13 protein-coding genes are annotated in these 12746 nt (G+C 73.2%); 11 read left to right on the top strand and 2 right to left on the bottom strand.

Annotation, left to right across the window (positions count from 1 at the left end):
* Positions 1–50: 50 nt before the first annotated feature.
* The gene (gene hemE, locus DVA66_RS10010) at positions 51–1154 is read right to left on the bottom strand and encodes a uroporphyrinogen decarboxylase (protein ID WP_114559954.1); all 1104 of its coding nucleotides are present in this window, start codon (positions 1152–1154) and stop codon (positions 51–53) included.
* Between the two features lie 178 nt (positions 1155–1332).
* On the opposite strand from hemE, the gene glnT reads away from it, so the two are divergent.
* The 9 genes from glnT (at position 1333) to DVA66_RS09965 (ending at position 10387) form a co-directional block, all read left to right on the top strand.
* Positions 1333–2670 (top strand): type III glutamate--ammonia ligase, encoded by a 1338-nt coding sequence (gene glnT / locus DVA66_RS10005; protein WP_198671637.1) that lies wholly within the window; start codon positions 1333–1335, stop codon positions 2668–2670.
* A 32-nt stretch (positions 2671–2702) separates the two neighbouring features.
* Entirely contained in the window at positions 2703–3662 is a 960-nt protein-coding gene (locus tag DVA66_RS10000; protein ID WP_198671636.1) for an alpha/beta fold hydrolase, read from the top strand.
* Positions 3663–3717: 55 nt separating this feature from the next.
* Positions 3718–4752: a D-2-hydroxyacid dehydrogenase gene (locus tag DVA66_RS09995; RefSeq protein WP_114559952.1), complete on the top strand. Its 1035-nt coding sequence runs from the start codon at positions 3718–3720 to the stop codon at positions 4750–4752.
* A gap of 11 nt (positions 4753–4763) precedes the next feature.
* The gene (locus DVA66_RS09990; protein WP_114559951.1) at positions 4764–5723 is read left to right on the top strand and encodes an NAD(P)-dependent oxidoreductase; all 960 of its coding nucleotides are present in this window, start codon (positions 4764–4766) and stop codon (positions 5721–5723) included.
* Position 5724: 1 nt separating this feature from the next.
* The gene (locus DVA66_RS09985) at positions 5725–6816 is read left to right on the top strand and encodes an FAD-dependent oxidoreductase (RefSeq protein ID WP_114559950.1); all 1092 of its coding nucleotides are present in this window, start codon (positions 5725–5727) and stop codon (positions 6814–6816) included.
* Positions 6816–7646 (top strand): ABC transporter permease, encoded by an 831-nt coding sequence (locus DVA66_RS09980; RefSeq protein WP_114559955.1) that lies wholly within the window; start codon positions 6816–6818, stop codon positions 7644–7646. The genes DVA66_RS09985 and DVA66_RS09980 overlap by 1 nt, the downstream gene beginning before the upstream one ends.
* On the top strand, positions 7643–8446 hold the full coding sequence (locus DVA66_RS09975) for an ABC transporter permease (RefSeq protein ID WP_114559949.1): 804 nt from the start codon (positions 7643–7645) through the stop codon (positions 8444–8446). The genes DVA66_RS09980 and DVA66_RS09975 overlap by 4 nt, the downstream gene beginning before the upstream one ends.
* A 116-nt stretch (positions 8447–8562) precedes the next feature.
* Positions 8563–9348 carry an ABC transporter ATP-binding protein gene (locus tag DVA66_RS09970; protein ID WP_114559948.1) on the top strand — a complete coding sequence of 262 codons (786 nt, stop codon included), beginning with the start codon at positions 8563–8565 and terminating at the stop codon, positions 9346–9348.
* A 55-nt stretch (positions 9349–9403) separates the two neighbouring features.
* Positions 9404–10387, top strand: a complete 984-nt coding sequence (locus DVA66_RS09965; RefSeq protein WP_114559947.1) for an ABC transporter substrate-binding protein — start codon at positions 9404–9406, stop codon at positions 10385–10387.
* Between the two features lie 64 nt (positions 10388–10451).
* Here DVA66_RS09965 and DVA66_RS09960 read toward each other — a convergent pair whose 3' ends face one another.
* A complete protein-coding gene (locus DVA66_RS09960) occupies positions 10452–11132 on the bottom strand; it encodes a TetR/AcrR family transcriptional regulator (protein WP_114559946.1) in 681 nt (226 codons plus the stop codon).
* A gap of 110 nt (positions 11133–11242) precedes the next feature.
* On the opposite strand from DVA66_RS09960, the gene DVA66_RS09955 reads away from it, so the two are divergent.
* Entirely contained in the window at positions 11243–11848 is a 606-nt protein-coding gene (locus tag DVA66_RS09955) for a DUF3000 domain-containing protein (protein WP_114559945.1), read from the top strand.
* Positions 11845–12746: HRDC domain-containing protein (locus DVA66_RS09950; protein WP_114559944.1), on the top strand; the 902-nt coding region annotated here is incomplete at its 3' end. The genes DVA66_RS09955 and DVA66_RS09950, both read left to right, overlap by 4 nt.

Here is a 12746-nt window from a genome sequence, read left to right as displayed (position 1 = left end):
CGCGGCCCGCAGCCCGGCCACCGTCCCGGCCGGGACGTCCGGCGTCGCGCTCACCGCACCGGGGCGGTTCCGGCGACCACCCGCTGCGCACCCGCCTCGCGCAGGGCCAGCCCCTCGGCGTGCACCAGCTCGACGACGCGCGCCAGCACGTCGGGATCGGCCGTGGGCGGCACGCCGTGGCCCAGGTTGAAGATGTGGCCCGGGACCCGTCCCCCGGCCCGCAGCACCTCGCGGACCCGCTCGGCCAGCACCGGCCAGGGGGCGCCGAGCAGTGCCGGGTCGAGGTTGCCCTGCACCGCCACGCCGCCGCCGACCCGGCGCCAGGCCTCGTCCAGCGGCACCCGCCAGTCGACCCCGAGCACGTCGGCTCCGGCCGCGACCAGGTCACCGAGCAGCTCCCCGGTGCCGACCCCGAAGTGGATCCGCGGCACCCCGAGCTCACCCACCGCCGCCAGCACCGTCGCGGTGTGCGGCTGCACCGAGGCGCGGTAGTCGGCCGGGGCGAGTGCGCCGGCCCAGGAGTCGAAGACCTGCACCAGCCGGGCGCCGGCCCGCACCTGGGTGGTGAGGAAGGCGGCCGAGATCCGCGCCAGCCGCTCCATCAGCTCCCGCCACAGCTCCGGCGCGCCGACCATCATCGCCTTGGTGCGGCTGTAGTCCTTGCTCGGCCCACCCTCGACCAGGTAGCTGGCCAGCGTGAACGGGGCCCCGCAGAAGCCGATCAGCGGGACGTCGCCGAGCTCGGCCACCAGCAGCCGCACCGCCTCGGCGACGTGGTCGAGCTCACCGGGCTCGGGGTCGCGCAGCTGGGCCAGGTCGGACTCGGAGCGGATCGCGGAGGCGATCACCGGCCCGGTGCCGGGGACGATGTCGAGGTCCACCCCGATCGCCTTCAGCGGCACCATGATGTCGGAGTAGAAGATGGCGGCGTCGACGTCGTATCGGCGCACCGGCTGCAGCGTGATCTCGGTGACCAGGTCGGGGCGGGCGCAGCTGTCGAGCATGGAGATGCCCTCGCGCACCTTCCGGTACTCCGGCAGCGAGCGTCCGGCCTGGCGCATGAACCACACCGGCACCCGGCTGGGCGCCACCCCCCGTGCCGCTGCCAGCAGCGGGGGCTCGTCGCCGGTCGGGGGCTCTGCGCGGTGCGTCACCCGGTCACCCTAGTCGGGCGAGCACGCCCGGCCCGCCCGCCACCGGCAGCGCGAGGGCGGGCACCACGTCCGCGGCGACGGAACACGACCGTAACGCGTTCGCAGGAGGAGCGACATCAGCGCTCCCTAGGGTTTCGATACAGCATCGGAACAGAGGGAGGGCATCGCGATGGTGGCGGTGGCAGCACAGATCAAGCAGCGGCTCGAGAGCGAGGGCGTCCGGTACGCGATCGCCGGTTACACCGACCTGCACGGCAACCTCAAGGGCAAGGTCGTGCCCATCGACCACCTGGTCGACATGGCCGGCGGCTCGGAGCTCTTCACCGGGGCTGCGGTCGACGGGCTGCCGCAGGACGTGAGCGACGAGGAGCTGTCGGCCCACCCCGACCTGGAGCGCGGGATCGTCCTTCCGTGGCGACCGGACACCGCCCTCTTCCAGTCCGACCTGTACGTGGGCGGACAGCCCTTCGACGCCGCCTCGCGCAACATCCTGGGCCGCCAGATCTGCGCGGCGGAGAAGCTCGGCTACCGCTTCAACCTCGGCGTGGAGACGGAGTTCTTCGTGCTCAGGGACGGGCCCGACGGCCCGCAGAACGTCAGCGACCGCGACGTGCTCGAGAAGGCCTGCTACACGGTCCCGGCCCTGCTGGACAACTTCGGCTGGCTCCCCGAGCTGGTCGAGTCGATGAACGACCTCGGCTGGGACGTCTACTCCTTCGACCACGAGGACGCGCAGGGTCAGTTCGAGATCGACTTCGCCTACGCCGACGGCCTCACGATGGCCGACCGGGTCGTCTTCTTCCGCCTGATGGCCGGCGAGATCGCCCGCAAGCACGGCTTGTTCGCCTCCTTCATGCCCAAGCCGTTCGCCGACCGCACCGGGTCGGGCGCGCACTACAACATGTCCCTGGCCGACCCCGTCTCCGGTCGCAACCTCTTCGCGGCGGACGCCGACCCGCGCGGCGCGGGGCTCAGCGAGATCGGCTACCACTTCGCCGCCGGCATCGTCCGGCACGCCGCCGCCATCTGCGCGGTGATCGCCCCCACCGTGAACAGCTACAAGCGCCTCGTCCGTGGCGGTGCGATGTCCGGTTCGACGTGGGCCCCGATCTTCGCCAGCTGCGGCAACAACAACCGCACCAACATGCTGCGCATCCCGCTCGGCGGCGGCCGGGTCGAGTGCCGGGCGGTGGACGCCGCCTGCAACCCCCACCTGGCGGCCGCCCTGCTGCTGGCGGCGGGTCTGGAGGGCATCCGCGAGGAGCTGCCACTGGAGCACTTCCACACCGAGAACCTCTACGACGTCGCGCCCTCGGAGTACGCCGCGCGCGGGCTGACGCTGCTCCCCCGGACGCTGGAGGAGGCCGTCGACGCCTTCGAGGCCGACCCCTTCGTCCGCGAGGTGCTCGGCGAGACGGCCTGGCGGGCCTTCGTCGACTACAAGCGCGAGGAGTGGGGCTCCTACGCCACCGCGGTCAGCGACTGGGAGACCAACCGCTACCTGAAGTTCTTCTGACCCGCATCGCCACACACCGGAGGGAGCACACCGTGCTGCTGCACGTCGACGAGCTCAGGCTCGAGTCCGGGGAGCTGCTGCAGGGGGCGGTCATCGGGTACCGCACCTACGGCCGGCTCGCCGAGACCGGCGACAACGCGGTGCTGCTGTTCAGCTACTACACCGGCAACCACGACAGCTATGACCCCTGGATCGGCCCCGGCCGCCCGCTCGACCCCGACCGCCACCTCGTCGTCGTGGTCGACCACCTGGGCGGAGGCGTCTCGACCTCGCCCTCGCACGGCCTCGACGTCGTCCCCGAGCTCACCACCGGCGACTGCGTGGAGGCAGCGAGGCTGGTGCTCGCCAGCCTCGGCGTGCGACGGCTGCGGCTGGCAGCGGGGTGGTCGCTCGGCGGGATGCAGGCGTTGGAGCTGGCGGTACGCCACCCGTCGTCGGTCGAGGCGGTCCTCGCCCTGTGCTCGGCCGCGCGCTGCAGCGAGGTGAACGAGGTGTTCCTCGGGTCGGTGGCGGCCGCCCTCGGAGCCGACCCGGAACCCGGGGCGCGGGTCGGGCGCAACGCCTTCGGCCGGGTCTACGCCGGCTGGGCCTACAGCGAGGAGTTCTTCGCCGAGGGGCTCTACCGCGAGTTCGGCTACCGGGATCCCGCAGACGTGCTGTCCTCCTGGGGCCGCGACCACGAGGAGCACCACGCCGACGACCTGCTGGCGAGCCTGCGGATGTGGCTGCGGGCCGACGTCGGCCGCGGCCGCGGCGGCACCCTGGCCGCCCTGGCCACCATCACCGCCCGCACCCTGCTGATGCCCGCCTCCACCGACCAGTACTTCACCGTCGGCGAGAACGAGCGCGAGGTCGGCGCCCTGCGTCGTGGCGAGCTGCGGGTGCTCGAGTCCCCCCTCGGGCACGTCGCGGGACGTCCCGGCGTCCGCGCCGCCGAGCAGCAGGTCGTCGACCGGGCCCTCCGCGACCTCCTCGACGACCCTCCCTCCTGAGCCCACCAGGCCCGCACCGCCTGACCCGTACCGACCCAACGAGAGGAACCCACCCGTGGCACTGAACGTCGTCGTCGCTGGACTGCCCAAGGCCGTCCAGCACGCGCAGGACCCCGACGAGGGCCTGTGGCTGACCGACGAGCAACGCGCCCGCGTGCTGGGTGCCGCGCCGGACGTCCGGCTGGAGCACCTGCCCGTCTCCCAGCTCAACGCGGGCCGCGGCCCCGAGCGCGCGCCGCACGCGATCATGGTCGAGACCAGCGGCTCCAAGCCGTCGCTGGACGTCGAGCAGGGCATCCTGACCCGCTCCGGCCTCGACGTGCTGCTGGGTCCTGAGCTCCGGCTCCTCCAGTCGATGAGCGCCGGGGCCGAGCACCTCGTCGGCGTCGTGCCCGACGGCGTCGCCTTCGCGAACGCCTCGGGCGTCTCGGCGCCCGCGATCGCCGAGACCGTCATCGCGGGGCTGCTCGCCGACGCGAAGATGCTCCGGGAACGGTGGCGGCACCAGGCCGCCCGGGAATGGGTCGAGCTGCCCGCACGCGAGCTCTCCGGCACGGTGCTGGTGGTCCTCGGCACGGGCAACATCGGCGCCAGCACCGCCCGGATCGCCCGGGTCCTCGGCATCCGGACGATCGGGGTCAACCGGACCGGTCAGCCCGTCGACGGGTTCGACGAGACGACCACCACCGAGCACCTGCACGACGCCCTCGCCCGGGCGGACCACTTCGTCATCGCGGCGCCCCTGACGCCGGCCACCCGGGGGCTGGTCGACGCGACGGCCCTGGCGGCGATGAAGCCCGGCGGCTGGGTGGCCAACGTCGCCCGCGGGGCCATCCACGACGCGGACGCGCTCGCCGCCGCCCTGCACGACGGCCACCTGCGCGGCGCCCTCATCGACTGCCACGTGACCGAGCCGCTGCCGGCCGACGACCCGCTGTGGGCCGCTCCGGGAGCGACGGTGCTCCCGCACGACTCGCACGCCTCGCAGCTGCTCGGCGACCGGCAGGTCGACCTGTTCGTCGACAACCTCAGCCGGTTGTCGCAGGGACGGCCGCTGCGCAACCTCGTCGACCTGTCCCGCGGATACTGAGGAGGTCCATCGTGCGGATCGGATTCATCGGACTGGGCATCATGGGCGCCCCCATGGCCCGCCATCTCGTCGCAGCCGGGCACGAGGTCGTCGGGCACAACCGGTCGGCGCCCGCCGTCGAGGAGCTCGTCGCCGCCGGAGGCCTGGCCGCCGCCCCGGACGAGCTCGCCGCCACCAGCGACGCCCTCGTCCTCGTGCTGCCCGACGGCCCCGACGTGGAGGCCGTCCTCTTCGGCGACGGCTCGGTCGACCCGGGAGGTACGGCGGCGGACGGTGTGGCAGACCACCTGCGGCCCGGCACGCTCGTCGTCGACTGCAGCACCATCGCACCCGAGACCGCCCGGTCGGCAGCCGCGCGGTTGGGCCGGCGCGGGGTGCGCTACGTCGACGCCCCGGTCAGCGGCGGCGAGTCCGGCGCGGTGGCAGGCACCCTCGCGGTGATGATGGGCGGCACCGCGGACGACGTCGCCGCAGCGGAGGAGGTGGTGGCTCCCTTCGCCGGCTCGACGGCACACGTCGGGCCGGTCGGCTCGGGACAGCTGGTGAAGGCAGCCAACCAGGTCCTCGTCGCCGGCAACATCGCGGTGCTGGCCGAGGCGCTCTCGCTGCTGCGCCGCACCGGTGTCGACCTCGACGCCGCTCTCGCCGTCCTCGGCGGCGGGCTGGCAGCGAGCCGGGTGCTCGAGCTCAAGGCGCCCAAGATGCTGGCAGGCGACCTGGCCCCCGGGTTCCGGCTCGACCTGCACCACAAGGACCTCAAGATCGCGCTGGGAGCGGCCGAACGCGCCGGTGTCGGACTGCCGCTGACCGGCACGGTGACCCAGCTGGTGCAGGGGCTGCGCGCCGCCGGCGACGGGTCCCTGGACCACGCGGCTCTGGTCCGCGCGATCGAGCGGCTGAGCGGTCTCCCCGTCACGGGCGGGGCCGTCGGGCCGTCGGGTGCCCCGCACGGCACGCCGGGAAGGGGTTGAGATGCCCACCGCACTGATCTGCGGCGGCGGGGTCGCCGGCCTCTCCAGCGCCCTGCACCTCAAGCGCGACGGCTGGCGGGTGAGGCTGTTCGAGAAGGACACCGAGCTGCGCACCGCCGGGGTCGGGTTGAACATCTGGCCGAACGGCGTGCGGGTGCTGCAGGGGCTCGGCCTGGGCGAGTGCTTCCTCGCCGAGGCGGCGTCGATGAACCGCTGGTGGACCCTCGACAGCGACGGCACGCGGACCAGCGACACCGACGTGTCGTCCTGGCCCGATGAGCTCGGCGCTCCCATCACCGGTGCCCGTCGCCGACGGCTCAACGCCATGCTGGCCGCCGGGCTCGACACCGAGGAGATCGTCTTCGGCGCGACCGCGGAGACCTACCAGCAGGACGGCGAGCAGATCACCCTGCACCTCGCCGACGGTCGGCGCGCCACCGGAGACCTGCTGCTGGGCACCGACGGCATCGGCTCGCGCATCCGCACCCGGGTGCTCGGGGCGCGGCCCGCCTTCACCGACCCGGGGCTCTACCGCTGGCGGGGGGTGTTCGCCTGTGCCGAGGCGGGCGTGCCCACCGACGTGCAGGCCGACGTCTTCGGACCGACCGGGCACTTCGGGTGGATCCCGATCGACGCGACGCACGCCTACTGGTACGGCACCCTCGACGGACTGACGACGCTCGAGCAGGTCTCGGAGGTGTACTCCTCCTGGAGCGGCACGCCCGTCCCCGCCATCATCGCCGCGAGCGAGCCCGCCAGCCTGATCGGGCGGGAGATCACCCACTACCGCAGCCACCTGCCGCGGTGGTCGGACGGGCGCGCGCTGCTGGTGGGCGACTCCGCGCACCCGATGTTCCCGGGCATGGCCCAGGGCGCCAACCAGGCCCTGATCGACGGCCAGACCCTGGCGCGGTGCCTGCGCGAGCACCCCGACGTGCCGACCGCGGTGACCGCCTTCGAACGCGAGCGGCTCCCGGTCGCGAACAAGATGGTCGACTACTCGCGCCTGCACTTCGACTACACCCGCACCCGCGAGGAGTACGCCGCGGGCCGGGGCAACCTGCAGATCCAGCGCTACCTGGAGTTCGAATGATGGTCCTGCCCACCCTCGCCCGGCCCGCCCCGCGGGTGCCCCGCCGACGCCCCGCCCCCGGCCGACCCCGGGGCGGCGCGGTCCTCCTCCCGCTGTTAGCCCTCGCCGTCGCCGTCGCCCTGCAGGAGGCGCTGACCCGCACCGGTGTGCTGCCGGGGTCCTACTTCCCGCCCGCCAGCCAGACCGCCGCGGCCCTGCTGGTCGAGCTGGGCGGCGCCACGTTCTGGCAGACCCTCGGCAGCACGGTCTCCACCTGGTTGCTCGCCCTGCTGATCGCGGTCCCGCTCGGCACCGCGGTGGGCACGGTGCTCGGTCTCGTCCGACCCGTGGAGGCGTTCCTGCGGCCGGTCGTGGAGTTCCTCCGTCCGATCCCGTCGGTCGCGCTCATCCCGCTCGTGGTGCTGACCATCGGCACCAGCGCGCGGTCGGCCCTGTTCCTGGCCGTGTTCGCCTCGTTCTGGCAGGTGCTGGTGCCCGCGATCGCGGGCGTGCGGTCGGCGCACCCGATCGCGCTGGACACCGCCCGCTCCTACAGCTTCACGCTGTGGCAGCGGCTGCGCTGGGTGCAGCTGGCGGCGATGCTGCCGCACCTCGCGACGGCGACCCGGCTGGCCACCTCCACCTCGCTGATCCTCGTCGTGACCGCCGAGATCATCATCGGCATCCCCGGGCTCGGCCACGAGATCACGATGTCGCGCAGCGTCGGCAACGCGGCCCGCATGTACGCCTACATCGTCGTCAGCGGGGTCGCCGGGATCGTCGTCAACGCCGTCGTCAAGCGCCTGGAGCGCGCCCTGTTCGTCAGCCACGGGATCGGAGCACAGGCATGAGCGTGACACGGACGACGGAGCTGCGGCGGCTGGCCGACGGCGGGCGGGGGCGCGTGGCGCTCGGCGTCCTGGGTGCCCTCGTGGCCGTCCTCGCCTGGTCGGCGGTCTCGGGGAGCAGCGAGAACATCTACTTCCCGTCGCTGCTGGAGATCCTCGAACGCACCGCCGCCTACTGGCCGACGCCGGAGGGCGTCGACAACCTCACCGCGAGCCTGCGCACGCTCGGTGCCGGACTGGGCCTGGCCGTCCTGGTCGGGGTGGCCGCGGGCCTCCTGATCGGGCAGGTGCCGGTGGTGGCGCAGACGGTCTCGCCGGCGCTGGAGTTCGTCCGCGCGATCCCCGCCACCGCCCTGGTCCCGTTCGCGATGATGCTGTTCGGCGTCGGCGACGAGATGAAGGTCTTCCTCATCGCGCTGGGGTGCGTGTGGCCCATCCTGCTCAACACCGCCGACGGGGCCCGCGGGCTGGACGCCACCCTGCTCGACACCGCCCGGGTCTTCCACGTCACCGGCCTGCGGCGCGCGCTGGGCGTGGTGGTGCCGGCTGTCCTCCCGCGGGTCCTCGTCGGGGTGCGGATCGCGGTGCCGCTCAGCCTCATCCTGATGGTCACCAGCGAGATGGTCGGGGCGCAGCGGGGTCTCGGGTACGTCATCACCCAGGCCCAGGCCACCTTCCAGCTGCTGACGATGTGGTCGGGGATCGTCGTCCTCGGCGTGCTCGGCTTCCTGCTCACGACCGCCTACTCCGCGCTCGAGCGCCTGCTGCTGCGCTGGTGCGACCCCAAGCGCGTCTCGTCCTGAACCGCCCGAAGAAACGCAGCGGTAATAGGGACGACACCCGTCCGAGACGCCTTCTCCGTACCGTTTCAATACCGACTCGATACTGCGACGCAACCGACCTCCAGCGGGAGAACCACGTGCTCCTCATCACCGATCTCGAGAAGACCTACCCGGGCCCGAACGGCGGCTTCACCGCGGTACGCGGGATGTCGTTCGCCGTCCAGGACGGCGAGATGTTCACCATCGTCGGCCCCTCCGGCGCGGGCAAGACGACCCTGCTGCGCTGCATCGCCGGGCTCAGCGCGCCGACCGCCGGGACCATCAGCATCGACGGCGTGCCGATCGACGGCCCGCCGCGCGAGTTCGCGGTGGTCTTCCAGGACTACGCCCGCTCGCTGATGCCCTGGATGAGCGTGGCCAGGAACGTCGAGCTGCCCCTGGTCAAGCACGGCAGCGACGCTCGGTCGCGCAGGCGTGCGGTGGAGCAGGCGCTGGCCGAGGTGGGCCTGGCCGATGCCGCCCACAAGAAGCCGTTCCAGCTCTCCGGCGGCATGCAGCAGCGGGTCGCGATCGCCCGGGCCATCGCCTACCGGCCGAAGGTGCTCATCATGGACGAGCCCTTCGCCTCCGTCGACGCCCAGACCCGCGCCGACCTGGAGGACCTGCTGCTCAAGGTGCGCGAGGAGACGGGCACCACCATCGTCTTCGTCACCCACGACGTCGACGAGTCGGTCTACCTCAGCGACCGCGTCGCCATCGTCACCCGCTCGCCCAGCCGGATCGACCGCATCGTCTCGATCCCGCTGCCGCACCCGCGCGACCAGATCGTCACCAAGTCGCTGCCCGAGTTCGCCGAGCTGCGCGCGCAGGTGTTCGGGCGGATCCGCGAGATGGTGCACGACGCCGCGCTGGCCGACGCCTGAGACCACCTCCGGGAGCTCCCGACCTTCCGCCGCACGACCGACAGGAGAACCGCCCATGCCCAGCCGCGCCACCCGTCTCGCCATCGCCAGCGCCGCGGCGCTGACCCTCGCCCTGCTCCCGGGGTGCCAGAGCACCGAACCCGACGCCGCCGCCGAAGGGCCCGACGGACTGACCCCGGTCAGTGTCGGCACCATCAACGCCATCCTCAGCGCACCGCTCTTCCTCGGCATCGAGGAGGGCGTCTTCGCCGAGCACGGCCTCGACCTCGAGGTGAACTTCGCCGACGGCGGGGCCGCTGTCATCCCGAGCGTGCTGAGCGGGGACAACGAGTTCGGCTACTCCAACACCGTCAGCCAGCTCGCCGCCATCGACGGCGGACTGCCACTGACCTTCGTGCACAGCGCCTGGGCGCCGTGCTGCTCCTTCGACGAGGACGACCACGGCGTGCTCGTGCGGCCCGACAGCGGGATCACCGAGCCTGCTGACCTCGAGGGCGCCAACATCGCCGTGAACACGCTGCACAACATCGGCGAGGTGCACATCCGCCTCGCCTTCGCCGACCTCGGCCTCGACGACTCGACCCTCACCTGGACCCAGCTGCCGTTCTCCGACATGACCGCTGCCCTCGAGCGCGGGGACGTCGATGCCATCTGGGTCTCCGAGCCGTTCCTCACCCCGGGACTGGACGCCGGTTTCGAGCGCGTCCTGTCCCCCGGCGTGCAGTCGTTCTCGGGCGAGGTCAGCGGCTACTACTCCACCTCCGACAGCTTCGCCGCTGCCAACCCCGAGGTGGTCTCGGCCTTCTCCGCGGCCATGACCGAGGTCAACGAGCTCGCCGAGGCCGAGCCCGAGCGGCTGCGCGAGGTGGCGGTCGAGGAGATGGGCTACGACGCCGAGACGATGGCCCGGGTCAACGTGCCCGGCTTCCCCAACGACGACGGTCTCGACGCGTTGCGGCGCTACGCCGACGCCTCCGCCGAGTACGGCATCATCCAGACCGTGCCCGACGACCTCGAGGCGCTGTTCGCCACGAGCTGACCCGAGGAGGCGTCGGATCCCGAAGGCCCCGGACGGCACCGCCGGTCGGGGCCCTTCGGCGTGCTCAGGGCCCGGTCGCGGCGAAGCCGGCGATACCCGCCCGCGCCGCCGCCACCACCGCGGGCAGCGACCCCGGTTCCCGGAGGAGCGAGCTGACCGCCATCGTGGCGGCCGCATCGGCGCGCCGCGCCACGTCGGCCACGTCGCCACGGCCGGCGTGGAACCGGTGCTGGGTGCCCTCGGTCAGGCTGAGCGCGGTGCGCACCACGTCCTCGTCGTCGACGTCCACGAACTCCCCCGCGGCGACGCCCTGCGCCACCACGTCCCGCAGCAGCCGGACCAGCTCGGCGTAGTCGAGCCCGAAGTCGGCGAACTCCTCGGGCTGCTCGTGCGCGGTCTGCTCGAGGGCGTAGAAGTTGAGCGGTGCCAGGCACATCTGGACGACGTCGTGGTAGAGCACCACGTACAGCCTCGCGGCGGCCGGTTCCGCCCGGTCGACGAGCACCCGAGCCGCCGACAGCGACACGCGGTTCTGCTCCATGATGGCGCGCAGCAGCTGGTCCTTGGAGGAGAACCAGTAGTAGATGGAGGACTGCCGGAGCCCCGATGCCTCGGCGATCTCGGACATCCGCGTAGCGCTGAAGCCCTTCTCGGCGAAGAGCGCGGCCGCGACGGTGAGGATCTCCTCCCGGGGACCGCTGCTGACGACCCCGCTGCGCCGCGGCCTCCCGCCGGTGCCTGCCATAGCAGCATGCTAGGCGCTCCGCTGCCGCAGGACCGGCGTGAGAGGCCGGACGGCCCCCGAACCGGCGAGTCTGCGCGGCAGCCCGCGGGCGGCTCGATTACGTTGGTCCGGTGGCTGCACGCACTGATCCCGCTCCGGCGCCGGTTGAGTTCACCGAGGCGGTCCGCGAGCTCATGTCGGTCCGTTGGCGTCCCGAGCTCGCGGTGGAGCAGATGCCGGCCCCGCAGCGGATCGCCCCGCACTCGGCCGCGGTCACGGCCGACGTCAGCCAGGGCGAGGACGAGATCGGCACCGGACGGCTGGTGCTGCTGCACGACCCCGCCGGGAACGCGGCCTGGCAGGGCACCTTCCGGCTGGTGACCTTCGCCCGCGCCGAGGTCGACCCCGAGATGATCACCGACCCGGTGCTCGCGGAGGTCGGCTGGAGCTGGCTGGTGGAGGCACTGGCCGAGCGGGGCGCGACCTACACCGAGCCCAGCGGCACGGTCACCTCGGTGGCCAGCCACTCCTTCGGGGCGCTGGCCACCGACGCCAGCAGCACCCGGGCCGAGGTGGAGATCCGGGCCTCATGGACGCCGCTGGTCGGCCCCGGGCAGGGGCTGGCGGCGCACTGCCTGGCCTGGGGTGACCTGCTCTGCACCGCCGCCGGGCTGCCGGCACTGCCCGAGGGCGTGGTCGCGATGCCGAAGCGCCGACCCACCGGACCGACGCGTTGAGCGAGGTCGACCGGCCTGCCTCGGACGCGCCCGAGGCCGAGGGCCCGCCGGTGCTCACCGCGCCGGCCGACGGCGTCCCTCCGGTGGTCGACACCCCGGACGCGCTGGCCGCCACCATCGCCGCGCTGGCCGCGGGCCACGGCCCGGTCGCCGTCGACGCCGAACGGGCCCAGGGCTACCGCTACGGCGCCGAGGCCTACCTGATCCAGCTACGCCGGGCCGGCTCGGGCACCCACCTGGTCGACCCGCGCGCCTTCGCCGTCGACGGTGTGGTCGACCTGTCCGCGCTGGCCGCCCCGATCGCCGACACCGAGTGGGTCATCCACGCCGCCTCCCAGGACCTGCCCTGCCTGGCCGCGGTGCAGATGGTGCCGCAGCGGCTGTTCGACACCGAGCTCGCCGGACGGCTGCTCAACCGGCCCCGGGTGGGTCTGGGGGCGCTGGTGGAGGTCGAGCTCGGGCACCGGCTGCTCAAGGAGCACTCGGCCGCCGACTGGTCGCGCCGGCCGATCCCCGAGGAGTGGCTCAACTACGCCGCCCTCGACGTCGAGCTGCTGCTGGAGCTGCGCGAGGTGATGGGACGCCATCTGGAGGAGGCTGGCAAGGCCGGCTGGGCCGAGCAGGAGTTCGCCGCGCTGGCCGCCGCCGCCGGCACCGCACCGCCGGTGCGGGTCGACCCGTGGCGCCGCACCTCGGGCATCCACGGCGTGCGGACACCGACCGGGATGGCCGTGGTGCGCGAGCTGTGGCTGGCCCGCGACGAGATCGCCCAGCGGACCGACCGCGCGCCCGGACGGGTGCTGCCCGACGCCGCGATCGCCGAGCTGGCCACCCGGGAGCACCCCGAGCCCGCCGACGTCGACCGCATCGCCGGGTTCCGCCGGCGGACCGCGGTGCG

The sequence above is a fragment of the Desertihabitans aurantiacus genome (assembly GCF_003344635.1).
GTDB lineage: Bacteria > Actinomycetota > Actinomycetes > Propionibacteriales > Propionibacteriaceae > Desertihabitans > Desertihabitans aurantiacus.
This window is presented reverse-complemented; position numbering and strand designations above follow the sequence as displayed.